The organism is Burkholderia sp. RF4-BP95, from assembly GCF_001521985.1.
Lineage (GTDB): Bacteria > Pseudomonadota > Gammaproteobacteria > Burkholderiales > Burkholderiaceae > Burkholderia > Burkholderia diffusa.
In genome coordinates this window covers 46,571-65,737 of sequence record NZ_LOSX01000080.1, presented here as the reverse complement: position 1 = coordinate 65,737, position 19,167 = coordinate 46,571, and the positions used below count along the sequence as shown (strand labels likewise).

The 19,167-nt window shown below is 63.9% G+C and carries 15 protein-coding genes; 8 read left to right on the top strand and 7 right to left on the bottom strand.

Annotated elements, in window-relative coordinates; all coding sequences use genetic code 11:
- The first annotated feature begins 2 nt into the window (after positions 1–2).
- From WS46_RS27105 to WS46_RS27095, 3 genes are all read left to right on the top strand, one after another.
- Positions 3–1,439, top strand: coding sequence for a hypothetical protein (locus WS46_RS27105; protein ID WP_059692348.1), 1,437 nt, complete (start codon positions 3–5; stop codon positions 1,437–1,439).
- A 16-nt stretch (positions 1,440–1,455) separates the two neighbouring features.
- Positions 1,456–2,184 carry a hypothetical protein gene (locus WS46_RS27100; protein ID WP_156443194.1) on the top strand — a complete coding sequence of 243 codons (729 nt, stop codon included), beginning with the start codon at positions 1,456–1,458 and terminating at the stop codon, positions 2,182–2,184.
- Positions 2,185–2,469: 285 nt separating this feature from the next.
- On the top strand, positions 2,470–2,892 hold the full coding sequence (locus tag WS46_RS27095) for a hypothetical protein (protein WP_059692346.1): 423 nt from the start codon (positions 2,470–2,472) through the stop codon (positions 2,890–2,892).
- Between the two features lie 64 nt (positions 2,893–2,956).
- On the opposite strand, the gene WS46_RS27090 is transcribed toward WS46_RS27095, so the two are convergent.
- The 6 genes from WS46_RS27090 to WS46_RS27065 form a co-directional block, all read right to left on the bottom strand.
- Complete coding sequence (locus WS46_RS27090) at positions 2,957–3,133, bottom strand: hypothetical protein (protein WP_156443193.1); 177 nt, start codon at positions 3,131–3,133, stop codon at positions 2,957–2,959.
- A 372-nt stretch (positions 3,134–3,505) separates the two neighbouring features.
- The gene (locus WS46_RS27085) at positions 3,506–4,081 is read right to left on the bottom strand and encodes a hypothetical protein (protein WP_059692344.1); all 576 of its coding nucleotides are present in this window, start codon (positions 4,079–4,081) and stop codon (positions 3,506–3,508) included.
- 36 nt (positions 4,082–4,117) lie between these two features.
- Complete coding sequence (locus WS46_RS27080) at positions 4,118–5,068, bottom strand: OmpA family protein (RefSeq protein WP_059692343.1); 951 nt, start codon at positions 5,066–5,068, stop codon at positions 4,118–4,120.
- A gap of 4 nt (positions 5,069–5,072) precedes the next feature.
- Positions 5,073–6,062 carry a type VI secretion system-associated protein TagF gene (tagF, locus tag WS46_RS27075; RefSeq protein WP_059692342.1) on the bottom strand — a complete coding sequence of 330 codons (990 nt, stop codon included), beginning with the start codon at positions 6,060–6,062 and terminating at the stop codon, positions 5,073–5,075.
- Positions 6,059–10,012: a type VI secretion system membrane subunit TssM gene (gene tssM, locus WS46_RS27070; RefSeq protein ID WP_059692341.1), complete on the bottom strand. Its 3,954-nt coding sequence runs from the start codon at positions 10,010–10,012 to the stop codon at positions 6,059–6,061. Before tssM ends, tagF begins: the two co-directional genes overlap by 4 nt.
- 301 nt (positions 10,013–10,313) lie before the next feature.
- Positions 10,314–11,159, bottom strand: coding sequence for a M15 family metallopeptidase (locus tag WS46_RS27065; protein WP_059532780.1), 846 nt, complete (start codon positions 11,157–11,159; stop codon positions 10,314–10,316).
- A gap of 121 nt (positions 11,160–11,280) precedes the next feature.
- On the opposite strand from WS46_RS27065, the gene WS46_RS27060 reads away from it, so the two are divergent.
- Together WS46_RS27060 and WS46_RS27055 are read left to right on the top strand one after the other, a co-directional pair.
- Positions 11,281–12,258 carry a hypothetical protein gene (locus WS46_RS27060; RefSeq protein WP_059692340.1) on the top strand — a complete coding sequence of 326 codons (978 nt, stop codon included), beginning with the start codon at positions 11,281–11,283 and terminating at the stop codon, positions 12,256–12,258.
- A gap of 213 nt (positions 12,259–12,471) precedes the next feature.
- Complete coding sequence (locus WS46_RS27055) at positions 12,472–13,500, top strand: transporter (protein WP_059692393.1); 1,029 nt, start codon at positions 12,472–12,474, stop codon at positions 13,498–13,500.
- 108 nt (positions 13,501–13,608) lie between these two features.
- Here the strand turns inward: WS46_RS27055 and WS46_RS27050 are convergent, their stop codons facing one another.
- Positions 13,609–15,777 (bottom strand): M1 family metallopeptidase, encoded by a 2,169-nt coding sequence (locus WS46_RS27050; RefSeq protein ID WP_059532774.1) that lies wholly within the window; start codon positions 15,775–15,777, stop codon positions 13,609–13,611.
- 644 nt (positions 15,778–16,421) lie between these two features.
- On the opposite strand from WS46_RS27050, the gene WS46_RS27045 reads away from it, so the two are divergent.
- From WS46_RS27045 to WS46_RS27035, 3 genes are all read left to right on the top strand, one after another.
- Positions 16,422–16,916 (top strand): LEA type 2 family protein, encoded by a 495-nt coding sequence (locus tag WS46_RS27045; protein WP_059692339.1) that lies wholly within the window; start codon positions 16,422–16,424, stop codon positions 16,914–16,916.
- Positions 16,917–17,041: 125 nt separating this feature from the next.
- Positions 17,042–18,175, top strand: coding sequence for a class I SAM-dependent methyltransferase (locus tag WS46_RS27040; protein WP_059692338.1), 1,134 nt, complete (start codon positions 17,042–17,044; stop codon positions 18,173–18,175).
- An 89-nt stretch (positions 18,176–18,264) separates the two neighbouring features.
- On the top strand, positions 18,265–19,155 hold the full coding sequence (locus WS46_RS27035) for an SAM-dependent methyltransferase (RefSeq protein ID WP_059692337.1): 891 nt from the start codon (positions 18,265–18,267) through the stop codon (positions 19,153–19,155).
- Positions 19,156–19,167 lie beyond the last annotated feature (12 nt).

Here is a 19,167-nt window from a genome sequence, read left to right as displayed (position 1 = left end):
AAATGGGCGGCAAGGCGCTTGTTCAACATAACGTTTGTATTGATCTGCCGGGGGAGCCGGTGAGTTGCTGGGCCGAGTCGGATATCACGGTGCTGCTGCGCAAGCATCGGGATGTCATATTCGAGATCAGTGTAAAAAAAGATGCGGTTTACACAATCGAGGCAGATAAGGACTGGTTTTATGACGTTGGCCTGAAGAAGCGTGTGCAGAAGGGGCAATTTCACGACGGGCAGCGTTATCACATATGGATTGGTCGCGATTTTAAGGGAAGTATCCTGCTAAAATCGAATGGCCGGTTGGTGCAAAGTTATTCAATAACCGATTTCAATTTGCTTGAGGCGAGTTCTGATCCGAAAATGAAGCCGGAGCCAATTATTTTGGCAATCGGTGGATTTCAGGGGGCGATTCCAAGCGGCGCTAATACCTCGCCTGGCGTCAACAACATATTCTCCAGTTCCGCGTCGCTGGTTTGTCGTAACACTGATGGCAACATGCCGGGTACCGCCTGGTGGGGGCAGTTGACACCGCTGAACTTCAGAGATGGAGCATCCGCGCCGGAGCTACTATTTCCTTCTTCGGCTCCGTTGGCTCAACAGAATGTCGATGAGGATCTTATCGTTCATGTTTTTGAGGTGTCTCTCGCTGGGGCGCCGGCTGCGGTTTTGCGACTGGCAGGTGAAGGTGGAGCGCCGACCGCGCTGAAGATTGATGATAAAGAGAAGGTTATCACGCGGAACTGGATTATCAGTCAGCTCGCTGGTGGTCTTGCGTATACCAAGGATAATTGGCAGGATTTGCGCGGTGTTTTTGATAGAAAATTCGTATTTATGGCGATCAAGCATCAGAAGGTCGGTGTGAAATATTATTTGGCCTTCAAGGGGAATAGCTCGATCAGGAAAATGATTGTCGATACCGTTTATAAGATAAAGAGTACAAAAATAATGGCGATTACGGCTGGTGCCGCTGAAGGCGTGGCGAAGGCCGCCGGTACATCGGCGAAAGCATGGGTGGGAGCCTTCAAAGGGGCAGGCGGCATTGCTTTTATATTGACGATCGGACTGGACGTGGCCGAGTGGTATCACGATTACGAACAGATGGATTCGAACGGGAAGCGTGGGAGGGGGCTTGCTGATCTTGCTGCTAAGGTCGGGATCGATATTATGGCGGCCGGTGTCTCGTCCATACTGGGTGCGGTTGCCTATTATTTGGCTACGACCATACTTACGGGTCTGGGAATCGCCGTGGGTGGATGGGTTGCCGGTCTGGTTGCGGTTTTCGTACTCGGTGTGGGTGCATTTTTCTTTTATATAATTGGTGTAGAGGATAATCACTATGCCTATACCAAAAAGGCGGCTAAACTCGTGCGGGATACGGCGAAGTATCTCGAGAAGAATTATCCGAAAGATTATAATGGCTATCCTATGATAGTAACGTATTGAAATGAGGGGGCGAGAATTGTCACAGCGTTTTGGCGCGCTTTTCAAGGCTAATCTGATGTTGGGGGCTTTTCTTGTCGGTTGCGCCTATATTCTTGGTTTGCCGCTATTTTCAGGGAGTACGCTTCCGTTGAAGTTGTCCGTTTTTTGGGTGGTGGCTGCGATGATCGGGCAAATTGTTGCCTGGCGCGCAGATGGCGGGCGGGGGAGGCTGTTTTTGTATGGAATATTCAACGTATTGGGTGCTTGCTCGCTTTATTTGTTTGTTGCCGGGATATCTTGGGTTTTTTATTTTTCGTCGGCATCGATGCCTTTTGATGTTCGCTTTATTTGTATCGCTGTGGCGGTCGCCGGGACGATTTTGTGGGGCGTTCTGATTGGTCGCCGGGTATCTGCAGTGCTTAATAAGCCGGATTTTTTGGCGCATGTGTTCAAGGATGCTGGCAATGAAATTGAGTACCGTTTGCCAGGAATTCAACAGGTGAATGCATACGCGGATGCTCGAGGTTTGGGTGAGCAATTTTGCTTGGGGCTCGTATTGCTAGCAGCTCCGGCTGTGTTTTTAGCATCGAGGGTTGTGATACCGTTTCCGGCGTCGAGAGACTTGCTTCTTTTTGTTGCGCTGCTGTTGTGTCCTGCCTCGCAACTTTTTATGGGTATCATCGTAAAGGCTTACTTGCTGATGATTCGCTTGCCACTACGGCTGGAGCGTGCCCGTGGGAAGCCTGTCATATTGATCGATGAATAAGCGTATGGAAGTAGCCCGTCCATCGGATGGTTCACAGAAATCATCCGTGGGATTGGCCATCAGTCGAATTAAATGGTGTTAGATGATTGTGGGAATGCCTGCTCTCAATCGGGGGGCAGCAGCTTTCGTTGAAAGTAACACCGTGGCGCGACGTCGAATCGGTCAACACACTGTCAAAGCGAAGCAGGAAACACCAAAGATGGGGCCGGCGGACATCGGTGGGGAGATTGGGCAAGTACGTTGCTCTGGCGCTAGCGTGAGGTCCGCGGGAATTTCGACTTGAAAATGATGAAATCCCACCTTGACGATGGTTCGCCGATAGATCAGCACGGAAGGCTGGCCGTGATCGAGCTGGCGCTCGGTATGCTCGTGGCCGGCATCTATTACGTTTTCTCGCAACTAGGTGTGGTGGCGCACTGGGTGTGGAAGTTGACGCTGGCGGTAAAGTGCTTTGTGTCGATCGTGTTGTATGTTCACTATTCGATGAATCGGCGGTCACGGAGACTCTGGGTCGAAGGCATTGTCTCGATGCTGACGCTGGTTCCGTGGTTGATGATTGCATTCGTCTGGTTGTTCTACGTGTTGTATATCCTGATGCAAGCTTTCCTGAAAGCGTCGGTGGTACTGGTGTGTTTTACCATTATCGTGTGGCACGCTACCATGGTTCTTTTAGATTTTCGACGCGCCGTGAAGAAAAGGCAGTCGTGAATACCATTTGCCATGATGATGGCAAGAATCTGATTCTGCGCCATTCATGCGGCGGGTACACCGATCACTTGACGTCGAGAACCCCGTTGAAAGCAGCATTGATGTCGGTAATCGCATACTTGATGCCTTTTGCTGCAGCGATCGGATCGAATGCAAACCATGTTCTGGGCGAGTGTGTTGGATCGAACGTACTATGCATAGTCATGTCGCTCCTCGGATTTCCGATGTCCATCTCGATCATCGGAAATACATATGTGAAGACCATATTTTTTCGAGTGTATTTGGCATTGAAGCTTGAGCGTCAGACTGGCAAGAGGGTCATTCTTGCGCAGTGAAATGAGGCGCTCCCTGCGAGTCGGCAAGGACTGTTGGTGGCGTAAGTTGGATTAGACGGCTACGGCGCCGCTTCCGGAAGACGTTTCGCCATGAGGATGTCCGGGGCAGGTGCAGTGCTTGCCCGAGCCAACGGAGCAACGAACGATGACTCTACGGGACGACAAGAAGTAGCCGCATGATCAATGAACACCCGATCCTCGGGCCACGGACTACGGCGATCAGTCGCCCTTAGGTGGCGGCGGCCAAGCGCGATCCGAAATCAGCCTGTATGTCCGAATCACTTACCGCTGACCCGATTCCGCGCCCGCCGCATCTTGCGCCTCACCGCGTACTTGTTGCGATCCTCGATCCACGGCAGCATCGAAATGCTCATCGCACACAGCATCAGCCCGCCGACCAGCGCAAACAGACCGAATCCGATTTCACGTACCCATTCCCTGCCTACAACCGCTTCGTTGCGCCGGGCAATACCTGGAAACATCGGCGAAACGCGCAGGCCATCGTTCGCGGCGTCGCTGCAATACGTCTTCGTGAACGCGGCGAACTGTTCGCGACTGATGTTCGATGCGGCCGAACGCGAATAAACGGGCGACCCGGCAGGCTGCCACGTTGTCTCGTAGTGCTGCGTCTGTCCTGCACCATAGCGGAAGACAGCGTGCGCCTCCCACGTCGCGTCGGACTTGCCATATCGCAGAGACAACTCGCATTGCTCGACGAAGGCGGGGACGTGGGGCCACGCGCCGGCGCGAACGAGGATGGCGGAATTGATCGCGCCAGCCACGCCCATCAGCACGAAGACCACACCGACGACCAGAAGAATGGCGGATCGCAAGCAGCGCAAGGCGAATTTCATCGGATTTGCTGGATTCTCTGCCTCTGAATGCTTCGCCTACTGCCCCACCCTAAACTCGATCCGCCGATTCCTCGCCCGCCCCTCCGCCGTATCGTTCGGCGCAATCGGCTGATCCGGCCCGACGCCCGTCGTCGTCATCTGCTGCGGCGGGATGCTCTTCGTGATCAGATAACCCTTCACCGCATCCGCGCGCGCCTGGCTCAGCGCGATGTTCGACGTCCGGTTTCCCGAGTTGTCGGTATGGCCGATGATGTCGACGGTGCGGTTCTGCAGCTTCGACAGCGCGGCCGCCATCTGGTCGAGAATCTGCTTGCCTTGCGGCGTGAGCGTCGCGCTGCCCGTCTCGAACTCGATCGTGCGATTGGCCAGCGTCTGGTCGAGCAGCCCCTGCTCGGACGCCGACACGCGCAGCCCGTTCTTGATCGTGTACGTCGGATTCAGCGTGTTCGCCATGTCGCTCGCGAGCTGCTGGCGCTGCGCCTCGTTGTGTACCTCGCCCTTCATCTCGATCTGCGTGCCGTTGATCTTCAACTGGCCCTTGCTGATCTGCTTCAACTGCGCGCCGAGCAGCTTCTGCACGTTCGCGCTCCAGTTCGGCGGCGTCGCGACGTCGCCGACCTCGATCTGGTCGACCACGTTCGTCGCGCCGTAGGTGTCGCGCAGTTTCTGCAGCACGGCGGCCTTGGTCGCCTCGTCGGGCACCTTGCCGCCGACCACCACCTGGCCCGGCGTCGCGTTCGCGGGCGGCGGCGAGATCGTGCCGGCCGTGCCGTGCACCACCGTGCCGGACGCCGTGGCCGGCGCGGCGCCGGGGTTGGCGTTCGCGGGCAGGGCCGCGGTCGCGACCGTGCCGTTGCCGACCGGCGTGACGGTCGCGCCGCCGGTGTTCTGCGCATGGGCCGCGCCGCTGGCGACGAGGCCGGCGGCGGCGAGGGCGGCAACGAATGCCGAGCAGCGCGTGCGGCGGACGTGAATCGTGCGTTGCATCCCGTCAGCCTCCGATGAACGCTTCGCGGAACGCGTCGATGGCGACGCGCAGCGAGAGTTGCGGTTGGTCGAGGTAGCTGACGAGCTTGCTGATCTGCTGATCGTTTTGCGCATGGGCGTCGATCCATTCGGGATCGTCGATGTCGATGTTGTGGGCGGCGTAGGTCTGCGGGTCGACGACGCTCAGCAGCGTCTTCGACGACGCGCCGTTGAAGCCGATGATCAGCCGTTCGCGCTCGGCGATCGTGCCGATGAAGATCGCGAGCTCGAAGTCGGCCTGCGCGACGAACGGCGCGATCAGTTCGAGCCAGAACGCGGCGACGAGGCTGCGATAGAACGGGTCGACCGGCAGCGGCAGCGTCAGGCCGCGCTCGATGTGCGACGAGCCGCTCTGCATCACGGGCCGCAGCAGCGAGCCGAGCGCGAGCATGGCGCCGCGCAGCCGGACCGGATGGCCGCTTTCGAGCAGCATCTGCTGCAGGCCATACAGCGACTGGTGTTCGATGAAGTCGTTGAAGGTGCCGTCATGCGACGTGCCGGGGCCGCCGATGTCGATCGGCACCTGCGTGTCGCCGAGCGCCTGCAGCGCGCCGGGCGGCTCCTCCTTCGCGAGCAGCGGCGGCATCTGCGCGGCGACGCGCGACCACAGCCGGGCGAATGCGAGCGGGCTGCGCGCGAGGAACGCGAGCGGCCGGTCGACCTCGAGCGCGGTCGCGCCGAGAAACGGGAAGCGGCGCATCGACACGTCGTGGCTCGCGACCATGTGCCCCGCGATCGCGAGCTTGCTGCGCGAGCCGAGGAACGCGAAATGCATCGGCTTCGCATCCTCGTAGACGATCTTCCAGCGCGGATCTTCCGCGAGCAGTTCGAGCGCCTGCGCGATCCAGCGATCGAGCGTCTGCAGCAGCTGCGGATTGTGCGGGCTCTTCACGAAGTCGCCGCGCGACGGAATCTTGCCGAAGTAGGCGATCTGCGCCTGAACGGTTTGCGTCATTGCGCCCCCTGTGCATTCGTTGCGGCGGCGGCCGCGACGGCCGGCGCCGGTGCCGGTGCCGCGGCCGGCGCGCCCGTGCCCGCCTGCGTCGCGTTCTGCGCGGCGCCCGCGCTTGCGTCGGCGACCGACGACGGCAGCTGCAGGCCGCGCAGGCTCTGCTGCTGCGGCTGGTCGCCGCCGCCGCTCGTCGGCTGCGACGTGCTGATGATGCGCATCGTCACCGACACGTTCACGCTGCCCTGGACCCACGTGAGGTCGAAGGTGCCGTCCGGACGGCGCTTGCGCTGCGCCGAGTTGATCAGCTTCTCGAGACCGTAGCGGCCCGGTTCGTTGACGAGCTGCACGGTGCGACCGTCGAAGGTCGTCGCGGACAGCGTCGCGCCCGGCGAGCCCTGCGGGTTCGGCCACACGAAGTTGGTCCACTGCGGCGGCGTGTTGCGATAGCGCAGTTGCTGGCCGTCGATCGCGATCGTGTATTCCGTCGTGCCCGTGCTCGGCTGCGGCAGGATCTGGAACACGGTCTGCGGTTCGGCCGCCGCGGCCGTGCCGCCTGCGGCGCCGCCGGCGAGCGGGGCGACCCAGCGCGCGAAGCCGTTCGTGAAGTCGGGCGTGAGGCCGATGCCCATGTCGCCCCACGTGCGGGCCGCGAGCGTGTCGCCGCGGCGCACCGCGAGCGGGCCCAGCGTCGTGCCGACGAACTTCGCGATCGCACCGTCCGGACCGAACACCTGCGCGATTTCACCGGCGCCGGCCTCGACCTTCGCGTTCGCCGCGAACGGGTACTTCGTCGCGAGCGAGCTCTGGAACGGCTGGTAGACCTGCGCGTTCCACACCTTGTTGACTTCGGCGCTCGCCGGCTGGATCACCACCGAGAACGCCTGCATCAGCGGGCGCACCAGCAGCGGACGCAGCGACTTGCGTTGCGAGTCGGTCAGGCCGGTCAGCATCTGCTCGTCGACGAACTTCAGCGAATCGGCCAGTTCCGAACCGTTGCCGTCGAGCGTCTGCTGCATCAGTTGGCGCGCGCCGGGGCCGGGGTCGCCCTGGTTCTTGATCACGTTGAAGCGCGTGCGGACCTTCGACAGCGAGTCCATGTAGCCCTTGAGCATCGACGTGCCGTCGTGCGTCGCGACGATCCGCGCGAGCCCGATGAATTCCTGGCCGATCGGACCCATCGGCACCTCGGCCGGATTGCCGTTGATGTCGATGTTCGCGGCCGCCATCTGGCCGGCCTGCGAGCGCGTGAACAGTTGCTTGACCCAGTTCACGACACCGGTCTGCGCCTTCTTGATCGCGACGTTCGCCAGCGACGGGTTGTCCCACGACGTCTGGTCGTACGCGGTCTCGAGGATCTTGCGGATCGGCGAATCCTGCGGGTCGCCGAGGCGGTTCATCCCGTCGACGGCCTGGCCGAAGCTGCTGAAGCCCTGCACCGCGATGCCCTGCATGAACTTCTGCCAGTGCTGCGCGTATTCGGTCTTGTACATCCCGACGAGCGTCTTCTGGATCTGCTCGGGGCTGCCTTCCAGCGTCAGGTCGTCCTGCGTCGACGTGTTCAGCACCCAGTCCTTCGCCTGCAGTTCCTTGGTCGCCGCGTCGCGGATCGCCGGCTGCACGTAGTCGAACCACGCCTCGCGCGTGAACGTGCCCGGAATCGCGTAGCTGCCGGCGACCAGCCCCTGGTTGCCGTCGCCGACGATGCGCGCGATGGTCATCGGCGCGAAGCGGGTCGACGCGCGTGCCTTGATTTCCTCATAGACGCGCTGGCGGGCCGGCATGCCGCGCACGACGCGGCGCAGGTTCTCGCGGGTCTGGTCGACGAGCGCGAGGTTCGCGTCGATCATCGGCCAGTCGTCGTCGTTCACGCGCGCGAGGTAGAAGGAGATCATGCGCTCGGCGCTCTTGATCATCTCGTCGCGCGGCATGTTGCCGCGATTCGTCTCGAGCCAGCCGCGCCAGAAGCGGGCGAGCTGGTCGGTCAGGTGCGCCTGTTCGACGTGGCGCTTGTCGGACAGCATCAGGTAGGTCTTCAGCGCGTTGTACGCGTCCTGCACGTTGGTCGGCGACGCGTCGCTGTACAGCCCGCCCTGCGGTGCCGCCGCCTGTTGCGGCGCGGCGGCCGTCGCGGCGGATGCGCCCTGCGCGGCGCCGGCGAGCGGCGTGGCGCCCGGCGGGTTCGTCGACACGGGAATCGCGCCGCCCTGCACGGCGCCCGATTCGGGCGGGCGCGTCATCGGCACGAGCTGTTCGGGGTGCGCGTTCACGTCCTTCATGAACGACGCGAGGTTCTGCGAGACCGGCGCCAGCAGGATCTGGCGCACGCCGTTGTAGTACTCGGTCAGCAGGTGCTGTTCGAGACGGTCGCCCTGGTACAGGCCGAGCGACACCGACACCGGCTTGTCGCGGCGGAACTGCTCGAGCTGTTCGATCCGGTCTTCCAGGATGTCCATCGCCTGCAGACGCGACTGCAGGTCGTTGCGGCCCTGTTGCAGGCGCGTGACGTTGTCGAGGTCGGCCTGCACGTTCGCGACGAGCTGCTGGTTGCCGATCGTCGACCAGGTCCAGCCGCCGAGCGCGAGCGCGAGCGCCGCGACGAAGCCGAAGAAGGTCGCGTAGCGCAGGCGGGTCTTGGTCGGGCTCGCGAACTGGCGCACGGTCTGGCGGTCCGCGAAGATCACCTTCGAGAACAGGTCGCGCAGGAAGAAGCCGTTCTTCGAAAACGCGCTGTGCGGCTTGGGCAGCGCGCTCGCGTCGAGGCCGAAGCGGTGCGCGATGCGCTGCGCGGCGGCGCTGTTGGTTTCGCCCTCCTGCAGCGCGCTGGTGAAGTAGAAGCCGCGGAAGATCGGCTTGTACTGGAACGGGTTGTTCTCGAACAGCGTCGCGAGGAACGCGCGCAGCGCCGGCTTGATCGTCGAGAATTCGAGCGGGAAGCTCAACTGGCCCGGCGACAGCTGGTTGCCGCGCGACAGCGACAGCTGCGCGACGCTGATTTCCTTCAGCCCTTCGTAGAGTTCCTCGAAGTGCGTATCGAACTGCGCGACGACGTCGCGCTTGTCGTCAGGCTCGTAGGGCAGGGTGGCGCCCCACACGCGGTCGTATTCGTGCTTGTCGCTGCTGCTGAAGAATTCGGTGAAGCCAGTGATCAGGTCGGCCTTCGTGAACATCACGTAGACCGGCGCGAACACCTCGAGCTTTTCCGTCAGCTCCTGAACGCGCTGGCGGAGGTTTTTCGCGAGGTTGATCGCGAATTCGGGGCGGTTGCCCGTCAGTTCGGCGATGCTCGCGGTAACGATGATGCCGTTGATCGGCGCCTTCGGGCGATAGCGCTTCAGCAGGCCAAGGAAGCCGAGCCATTCGCTGCGGTCTTCCTCGTGCACCGAGTAGCGGCCGGCCGTGTCGAGCAGGATCCCTTCGGTCGTGAAGAACCAGTCGCAGTTACGCGTGCCGCCGATGCCGTGGATCACGGCGCTGTTCTTGTCCGCGAACGGAAACTGCAGGCCGGAGTTCAGCACCGCGCTGCTCTTGCCGGCGGCCGGGTTGCCGATGACGATGTACCACGGCAGCTCGTACAGCGCGGAGCCGCCCGACACCTGGCCGATCTTCGACGTCTTGATCGTCTTGACCGCGTCGGAGAGGCGCGTGCGCAGCACGTCGAGGTCGGCCGTCTTCGTGTCGGGTGCGAGCGCGGCCGCGGCCGGCGCGGCGATCTTGCCGCTTTCCGCCTGCTCTTCCAGCACCTGGCCGAGCTGCTGGTTCGCGCGCTTCACGCGCCAGCGGCGCACCAGCGCGACGCCGAGCCACAGCACGAGGATCGCCGCGAAGGCGATCGCCGCCCACAGGAGCGGCAGCTGCAGCATGTCGGCGACGATGAAGAGAATCGCCGCTAGCGCGATGATCCCGACAATCGAGAGCGTACGCGGATGAGTCAGCACGTTGAGGATGCGTTGCATAGGACGTTCAGGTTCCGGTGCGATTCGGTGAGGCGACGCAGGCGCGCCGAGCGGCAAGCGTGGCGCCGCGGTGTGTCGCCATGCTGTCAAACGGGATGAAGGGGGCTGGCATCAATGCGCCCGCGGCATCGGAGAAGGCGCGCGCAATAATGAAAGGACGCTGTGAGAATTAAAACGGAAGCGGCGATCGGAAAAAATCGTGCAACGGAATGCCCGATCGATTGCGCCGCTCAAATCGTTTCCTGCCGGATGATTAAAAAGCCCCATGCCGCCCTCATTATTTCTTGTCCGGCAGCCCTGACTAGCTGCCGCGTCCCAGTTTAAAACCGGGTTTATGGTATTCCACGTGCCCGAGATCCATCATTTTCCATCGGCCCCCCCAGGTCAGGCCGACCTGCTCGGCAACCTGTCCGTACAACTGGTAGCCGCGCATCGCCCAGGGATCTTTCTCGGAAATGACCAGCTTGCCGTCGCGCAGAAACGCGTTGTCGGCCGCGAGCCCGAATTGGTGATAACTCTGGAAGGCCGCCGCATTGGTCACGTTGGTGCCCATCTGCGCGAGCCGATTCTGTCGTTCCGGGCTCCGATAACCTTCCAGCAGCGCCATCTCGTAACCATATTGTTCGTGCATGATCTTGTAGACCAGCAACAAACGCGTACGGAAATCGGGATCCAGCAGGTTCCAGTCGCGGCTTGCATCCTTCAGTGCCGGCCGCACCTGTTCGACTTCCTTCGTGGCAAAGACTTCCGGCGGCAACGGCGGGGGCGGCACGAGTTGTTCGCCCTGCAGCAGCGCGGCGATCTTTTCGTCGGGCACGCGCGCCGTGTCGTCGTACTGAAACAATTGCCGACCGCGTAACGCAATGGCCACCAATGGCGGCGTCGCAAGAATACCTGCCGATACCATAATCATCAAGCGCCGCCGAATCAGTAAATTTTGCACATCGCTTAATGCGCCGCGCGTAACGGTTGCCGATTTAACAATTTGACTTCGCGTGCGTGCGGCGCGAGCGTTCGCACGGCGTGTCAGACGGCCGTGAAACTGGGCGACGGATTCGAAAACCGCCGTGCGGATACCCGGTAAAAGCAACAGTGCCGCGACCGCGACGGCAAGGGCGAAATAGGCGACGAGTGCGACGGCAATCAACGAAATCCCCGGAAATTGGAATTGATTGTGTTTTGCAATGCTTGCTCTTAGAATCAGGCTGCTTTGAGAGGCCGGGCTATATTATCGCGGTGAATTAAACCAGGATTCAATGAGACGCTGAATGAGTGCGCCGGAAAATTCAAATTCGAAAACCCCGCCGAGCCTGCTGTCCGATACCAAACCGGCAGGCGAGGGCGGACCGCAGCAGTCGCGCATTCTCGCGAATCTGGAAGGACGTGTCACGCCGCCGGCCGAAGCGCCGCGCCGCTCGCTGAAAGGGCCGATCGCGGCCGTCGTCGCGCTCGTGGTCGCCGTCGGCGGCTGGGGGGCATGGCGCTGGCAGCAGCAATCCGGCGAGCAGGCCGTCGTGGCCGCCGCGCCCGCACAGGCAGCGGCAAAGGCCGAGGCAGCCAGCGGCGCCGCCGTGCAGGTCGCGCAGAATGCCGCGTCGGCCGCTCCCGCCGCGCAACCGGCCACGATCGTCAATGACGATGCGGCGTCCCAGACCGTTGCGTCCGCATCGGGCGCATCGGGCGCGGACAACAGCCGCCTGTCGCGCGCGCTCGCGAACGGCGCCGACGACGCGTCGGGCGCGGCCACGGCAGGCGCCGTCGCCGCGACGGCCGCCGCCGCGGCTGCGACGACGAAATCGGCGAAGGCCGACGCCGCGCAGAGCGGCAAGGTCGCCGCACGCGGCAAGGCCGATGCGAAGGCCGACACGAAGGCCGACGCGAAGGCGGAGGCCCGCAAGCACCACAAGGAACAGCAGGCGGAACTCGCGCAGGCGAAGAAGCGTCATGACGCGACGACCCGTACCGCGAGCGCGAAGGCCGCCGGGAAGGACGACCCGGATGCGGACCTGCTCGCCGCGCTCGTCGCACGCACGAAGCCGGCCGACAAGAAAGTCGCCGCGCAGAAGGGGCAGGCCGTGCCGACCAAGACGGCCGCCACGACGGGCGGTTCGCTCGCGGCGCGCGTGAAGGAGTGCTCGGAGCGCGGCTTCTTCGAGGATCAGCTGTGCCGCTGGCGCGTCTGCGACGGCCACTGGGGCAAGGATCCGGCCTGCCCGACCGCCGCGCAGTCGGAGACGCGGCAGTAACCACGCGTCACGCCGGCCTGCTCGTCGCACATGCGCCGCCCAATGGGCGGCGCGTTGTTTTTGGGGCCGCCGGACACCCGACACCGGACGTCCGTATGCGACACCGTCACGAAAATGTCGCATGCGTCGGGCATACGTTTCCTTTCAATTTCCCGGCGTGGCGCCGCAATGCGCGATGCGCGGCGCGGTGCGCGCCGCACCACCTTCGACACGATGGACCTGATCGTACAGACTTACGGCGCCGATACGTCCGGCATGGTGTGCGGATTCCGCTTCGTCCCGGGCGGCTCGGGTGCGATGCTCGACGCCGACGCGGCCGCTGGATGGCTGCGCACGTGCCGCGAGCGCGATGCGGCCGCCTCGGACGATTTCGTCTGGCTGCACTTCAATCTCGCGCACGGCGCAAGCGAGCGCTGGATGCGCACGCACCTCGGATTGCCCGACAGCTTCTTCGAATTCCTTCACGAAGGATCGCGCTCGACGCGCATCGAGCAGGAGGACGGCGCGCTGCGCGCGATCGTCAACGACGTGATGTTCAACCTCGAGCTGACGCCGTCGGAAATCGCGACGCTGTTCGTCCACGTCGAGCGGCGTATCATGGTCACCGCGCGGCTCAAGCCGCTGCGCTCGGTCGACACGCTGCGCGCCTGCGTGCGCGACGGCGAGCGGTTCCGCTCGCCGGCCGAACTGCTCGTGCACCTGCTGCGCGACCAGGCCGACCTGCTGATCCAGATCATGCGGCGCACGAGCATCGACGTCGACCGCATCGAGGATCGCTTCCTGTCGCAACGGCTCACGTCGAATCGCGTCGAACTCGGCGCGATGCGCCGGACGCTCACGCGGCTGCAGCGCATGCTCGCGCCCGAGCCGGGGTCGATCTTCCGGCTGCTCGCGAAGCCGCCCGCGTGGCTGCATGCCGAAGACGTGCAGGAGCTGCGCGAGTCGACCGAGGAGTTCTCGCTGGTGCTCGCCGATCTGTCGGGGCTCAACGAGCGGATCAAGCTGTTGCAGGAAGAGATCGGTTCGCGGCTCGACGAGCAGAACAACCGGACGCTGTTCACGCTGACGCTGGTGACCGTGATCGCGCTGCCGATCAACATCGTCGCGGGCTTCTTCGGGATGAACGTCGGCGGCGTGCCGTTCTCGGAGAACAAGCACGGGTTCTGGCTGATGGTGCTGCTGGTCGCGGGCTTTACCGCGCTCGCCGCGTGGTGGGCGTTTCGCCGGCGCGACGATCGCTAGCGGCGGTCACGAAAAAACAGGCCCCGTATCCGGGGCCTGCCAAAGGACGTGAAAGATCGAACGCCGGCCGGCGCCGCGAACTGCGCGGCACCGGTCGGCCGGACGACGTTACTGAACCAGCGTCTTGCGCGGCTTGAACATGCCCTGGTAGCGCAGCGACGGACGTTCCTTCACCGTCGGCGCGATGCCGCCGAAGCTCGGCGTCTGACGCAGCTTCATCGCGGCCGGCGAGGCGACCGAGCCGATCGACGTCGAACGCGAAGCCGGCGCGAGGTTGTTCGCGACCAGCAGCGCGGCCTCGCTCTTCAGGTTCGCGAGCAGCACCGGATCGGTCGAGCCGTTGACCTGCGTGAGCAGGCCGCTCCACGCGGCGTCGCTGTAGTTCACGACGTAGTAGTCGAGACCGCTCGGATCCGCGACCACGCCCGTGCAGCCGTCGATCCGCGTTTGCGTCTGCGTATCCTTCAGCGCGAGCGTCGTGTGTTTCGCGAGACCCTGGCCGTACGCGAGCGTGATCGGTACCGTCCACTGCAGGCCCGGATACGCGTTCTTGTTCGGGAACGGCTGCTGTTTCAGCGTGACGATCGTCTGGTTCTTCGTCATGTCGCACTGCGTATCGAGCGAGATCAGCGGCACGCCCGTCTGGCGCACGTAGCTGTCGCCGATCGGGCCGACCGGCTGGCCGCTCGCCTTCGACAGCGCATCCCACAGGCGCTTCGGCGTGCCGTTGCCGAACGAGTAGTCGACCAGGTATTGCTGCAGGCCCTTGCGCAAGGTTTGCTCGCCGAGATAGTTCTCGAGCGTCTTCAGCACGTGGCCGCCCTTGTCGTACGTGAACGCGCTCGCGCTCAGCACGAAGTCGTTCGACGCCCAGTCGTTGAAGTTCGGCGCGACCGGGAACGCGTTCGGGCCGATGTCGCGATTGATCACGCGATACTTGTTCTTCACCTGATCGAGCCAGCTGAACTCGTCGGGGAAGAACTGGATCGTCGTCTTCGTCTCGAAGAACGTCGCGAACGATTCATTGAGCCAGACGTTGTCCCACCAGTCGGTCGTGACGAGGTCGCCGAACCACTGGTGCGCGACTTCGTGCGTCAGCACCTCGTTACCGTAGCGCGACATCGGCTGGCCCGGCTGCGGCAGGATGTCGTCGGCGAACTCGAGGATCGACCCCCAGTTCTCCATCCCGCCGAAGTTCAGGTCCTTCTGCTCCTTGAACGCGTCGTTCGCGGCGACCGTGTCGAACTTCGTCAGCGGCAGCGGGATGCCCGTGTAGCGGTAGTAGAAGTCGAGCGCCTGCTTGGTGCGGTCCATCGCCGGCTTCGCCCAGTCGCTCATGCCCGGCGGCGTGAACACGCGCAGGTGCAGACCGCCCTTGCCGCCCGGCAGCGGGCTCGAGAAATCGTCCTCGTAGGTGTCGAACATGCCGCCGCCGAAGAACAGCAGGTACGACGGCATCGGCGGCGTCTTCTCGAATTGCACGAGCTTGTAGCCGCCGCCGACGTTGGTCGACGGCTTCTCGGCCGCGTTCGACACGACGCGCCAGTTCTGCGGCACTTCGGCCGTCACTTCATAAGTCGGCCGGAATGCCGGCTCGTCCCAGCCCGGGAACCACTGGCGCGACAGGTTGGTTTCGCCCTGCGTGAGGATCGCGCCGCTCGTCGTGCCGTCGGTGCTCTTCAGGTCGACACGGAACACGCCTTCCGCGGCCGAGCAGCCCGGATACGGATCGTCGCCGCAGCTGCCGCCCGTCTGCGTGGCCGGATCGTCGTACGACTTGAAGTTGATGATGCCCGACCACTCCATGTGCAGCGAATAGTTGCCCGGCGCGATGGTGCCGGCGACGGGGCGCAGCTGGTAGAAGTCGCCCTTGTCCTGCGGCGTCGCGATCAGCTGGATGTTGCCCGGCTGCAGCGTGATGCGGCCATTCGTGAACTTGATGCGGTGACCGGCGATCACGATGTTGTTGACCGGCTTCAGCACCTTGATCTCGACATCGGCGCGCCCGTCGAACGCGTTCAGCGCTTCGTTCGGGCGGAACCACAGCCGGTAGTTGACGGGTACCACGGTGTCCGGCAGCTCGACAGGCGACACGCTCTTGTCGACGTTGGACGCGCTCGGCGGCGTGTTGGCCGCGGGCGACGAGCTCGAGTGCGGCGCGCCGGCGGAGCTGAGCGCGGAAGCCGAGCCGACGCCGCTGTCGTCGCCGCCGCACCCGGCGAGCGCGAGCGCGGCGACCAGCGGCAGGTAACGCATCTTGTGAATGTTGATCGACATGACTGAAACCTCGATTGTTGAAAGAATCGTTCAGTGCTGCGAAAACGCCGGCAAAAGAAATCCCTCGCCGTTAATCAACGGCGATGAGAAATTCCAATGACGGATTATTCGAAAAGACGGCGGCCGACTACGTGAAGGTAATCATGGTTTACTGCCCCCTCTGTGTTTCCGGATGTCGGTTAACTTGCCGGTTCAAAATGGCCGGGCGCGTGTTGTACTGAATTGATTTCGCGCGCACGACACGGGGCCGCCCGCCCTGCACGGGGCGTGCATTCCCTTTGAACCGACAGCCCACGGGGCTGGCCGTACCAGGCCGCAGGACGGAAGGACGGCATGTCGCCGTTCCGTAAAATCGCCGTCATGCGGCTTGAAGGTTTGTCGGCCTGCTCGAAGGATGCGTAAATATACTTGATGGTTTTGGGTAAAGGAAACGAAAAAATTAGAAAGTGCTTCGATTGAATTTTTTGCGCGCCATTGAATGCTGGGAGGCATTAATTCGCTCTCCGTTCGACTGCTTGTTTCCGTAGTTTTAATCTATTAACGATCTCGGCGGCGCGCGGAAACTACGAATCAGGGCGCAGCGTGGCGCGCTCGGTACAATGCAGCGACGATCCGTCAATCGATTGCCGCAAGGAGGCCTGCCCATGCCACGAGCCCTGTTCCGTATCGCGCCGCTGCGCGCCATGCTGCTGCTGTTCGCCGCCGTCTTCGTGCTCGGCGGTTGCGCGGGCCTGACGCGCGAGCCGGTGAGCGTGACCGTCGCCGGGCTCGATCCGTTGGTCGGACAGGGCCTCGAGATGCGCTTCAGCCTGAAACTGCGCGTGCAGAACCCGAATGACACGCCGATCGAATACGACGGCATTTCGGTCGCGCTCGAACTGAACGGCACGCCGTTCGCGAGCGGCGTCAGCGATCGCACGGGCGTCGTGCCGCGCTTCGGCGAGGCCGTGATCGACGTGCCCGTTTCGGTGTCGGCGTTCGCCGCCGCGCGCCAGGCGTGGAACCTGCCCGGCGCGGCGGCCAACGGCGAGTTGCCGTACGCGCTGCGCGGCCGGCTCGCGGGCGGCGTGCTCGGCACCGTGCGCTTCAGCGATGCGGGCACGTTGCGCATGCCTCCGATGCCGGGGTGGGGCGGGTAGGTTGCCCGCGCGACGCCGGGGCGGTCGCGCGCGCTTTGCCGCGCGGGCAAAGCGCGGTATGGTGTGGTCCGCGCGGCGCGCTCCTGTAGCGCCGCCTGTCTGAAGCCAACCGTAGCCGAGCTCGCGTGACCGATTTCCCCGTTTTCCACTGGACCGACGCCGACGGCGCCGAACATGCCGTGCGCTGGCGCTCCGAAGCCGGCGTGCAGCCGCCCAGGCGCGCCGTGCCCGCCGACGACCGCCTCACCGCCGACGCCGCGTACCGCCTCGCGTGCGAGGGCACGGCGCTCGTCTGGCAGGGCGACTTCCAGAACGCGCGCCAGCTCGTGCAGGCGATGGCGCGGCGCGTCGAACGCAAGCCGAAGAAGGCGAAGGCCGCGGCGGGCGTCGACGCATTCAACCTGCACCGCCTCGCGCAATCGCAGCGTGCCCGCACGCTCGGGATGCTGCTGATCCCGCTCGACGCCGACTACACGATCCCGCTGCGCCGCGCGCCCGACGTGCGGGCCGCGTGCGAGGAAGCATACGGCCCGGGCGGCGCGCCGTCGGTCGTGTCGCTGCGCGAGCTGCTCGGCCTCGTCGGCGCGCACGAATGGCGCAAGAAGGGCGTGCCGATTCCGGCGCTCGGCGGCGCGCCGATCCATCCGCATTACGGTGTGTTTTCGCCGGTGCGCGGCGAATACGTCGAACTCGTCGCGCGCACGCCGCTGCCCGCGACGTCGCTCGCGTTCGACATCGGCACGGGCACCGGCGTGCTCGCGGCCGTGCTCGCGTCGCGCGGCGTCGAGCGCATCGTCGCGACGGATCAGGATCCGCGCGCGCTCGCGTGCGCCCGCGAGAACGTCGCGCGGCTCGGTCATGCCGAGCGCGTCGAGGTCGTCGAAGCCGACCTGTTTCCGGCCGGACGCGCGCCGCTCGTCGTCTGCAATCCGCCGTGGGTGCCGGCCCGTCCGAGCGCGCCGATCGAATATGCGGTCTACGATCCCGACAGCCGCATGCTGCGCGGTTTCCTCGCGGGGCTCGCCGACCATCTCGAACCGGGCGGCGAAGGCTGGCTGATCCTGTCCGATTTTGCCGAGCATCTCGGCCTGCGGCCGCGCGATACGCTGCTGCAATGGATCGACGAAGCCGGTCTCGTCGTGCTCGGCCGCGAAGACATCCGCCCCGCGCACCCGAAGTCCGCCGACGCGGACGACCCACTGTACGCGGCACGCCGCGCCGAGGTTACGTCGCTCTGGCGGCTCGGCGCGCGGGCCTGATCGCGTATTTTCGGTAAACTGTCGCCATTCCTCACGAATTCCCGCCGCCGGGCCGTGGTCGACCGACCGTGGCCCGGCGCCGCTTCACGATGTCGAACAAGACCTACGAAATCCGTCCGGAGCAGTCCGTCGAGCTGCTGAAGGAACTGCACATCCTTACCCGCGACGGCAAGCTGAACCAGGACAGCCGCCGCAAGCTGAAGCAGGTCTATCACCTGTTCCAGTTCATCGAGCCGCTGCTCGCGAGCGTGCAGGCCGACAAGGGCGGCGTGACGCTCGTCGATCACGGCGCCGGCAAGTCGTATCTCGGCTTCATCCTGTACGACCTGTTCTTCAAGCAGCAGCCGGGCCACGGCACGCCGGCGTTCGCGTCGCACGTGTACGGGATCGAGACGCGCGAGGAGCTCGTCACGCGTTCCACCGAACTCGCCGCGCGACTCGGGTTCGGCGGCATGTCGTTCCTGAACCTGTCGGTCGCCGATTCGATCACGTCGCCGAAGCTGCCCGAAACGGTCGATGTCGTCACCGCGCTGCATGCATGCGACACGGCGACCGACGACGCGATCCGTTTCGCCCTCGCGAAACGCGCGCAGCACATCGTGCTGGTGCCATGCTGCCAGGCGGAAGTCGCGGGCGTGCTGCGCAAGAACAAGGGCAAGTCGCTCGCGAACGCGCTGACGGAAGTGTGGCGGCATCCGCTGCATACGCGCGAATTCGGCAGCCAGATCACCAACGTGCTGCGCTGCCTGCAGCTCGAGGCGCACGGCTACCAGGTCAGCGTGACCGAGCTGGTCGGCTGGGAACATTCGATGAAGAACGAGCTGATCATCGCGCAGTACAAGAACCTGCCGCGCCGCAAGCCCGCCGAGCGGCTGAACGAGATCCTCGGCATGTTCGGGCTCGCCGAACTGAACGAGCGCTTCTTCGCGCCGGCGTCCGCGGCGGCGGCGGGCGAGGCCGTCGAGCCGGCTTCGGACTGACGCCGGCGGACG

Excerpts from the sequence above, each read along its gene's own strand:
- WS46_RS27105 (WP_059692348.1), top strand. The coding sequence starts at position 3 with ATGGGCGGCAAGGCGCTTGTTCAACATAACGTTTGTATTGATCTGCCG.
- WS46_RS27095 (WP_059692346.1), top strand. The coding sequence starts at position 2,470 with ATGATGAAATCCCACCTTGACGATGGTTCGCCGATAGATCAGCACGGA.
- WS46_RS27090 (WP_156443193.1), bottom strand. The coding sequence starts at position 3,133 with ATGATCGAGATGGACATCGGAAATCCGAGGAGCGACATGACTATGCAT.
- WS46_RS27085 (WP_059692344.1), bottom strand. The coding sequence starts at position 4,081 with ATGAAATTCGCCTTGCGCTGCTTGCGATCCGCCATTCTTCTGGTCGTC.
- WS46_RS27080 (WP_059692343.1), bottom strand. The coding sequence starts at position 5,068 with ATGCAACGCACGATTCACGTCCGCCGCACGCGCTGCTCGGCATTCGTT.
- tagF (WP_059692342.1), bottom strand. The coding sequence starts at position 6,062 with ATGACGCAAACCGTTCAGGCGCAGATCGCCTACTTCGGCAAGATTCCG.
- tssM (WP_059692341.1), bottom strand. The coding sequence starts at position 10,012 with ATGCAACGCATCCTCAACGTGCTGACTCATCCGCGTACGCTCTCGATT.
- WS46_RS27060 (WP_059692340.1), top strand. The coding sequence starts at position 11,281 with ATGAGTGCGCCGGAAAATTCAAATTCGAAAACCCCGCCGAGCCTGCTG.
- WS46_RS27055 (WP_059692393.1), top strand. The coding sequence starts at position 12,472 with ATGGACCTGATCGTACAGACTTACGGCGCCGATACGTCCGGCATGGTG.
- WS46_RS27050 (WP_059532774.1), bottom strand. The coding sequence starts at position 15,777 with ATGTCGATCAACATTCACAAGATGCGTTACCTGCCGCTGGTCGCCGCG.
- WS46_RS27045 (WP_059692339.1), top strand. The coding sequence starts at position 16,422 with ATGCCACGAGCCCTGTTCCGTATCGCGCCGCTGCGCGCCATGCTGCTG.
- WS46_RS27035 (WP_059692337.1), top strand. The coding sequence starts at position 18,265 with ATGTCGAACAAGACCTACGAAATCCGTCCGGAGCAGTCCGTCGAGCTG.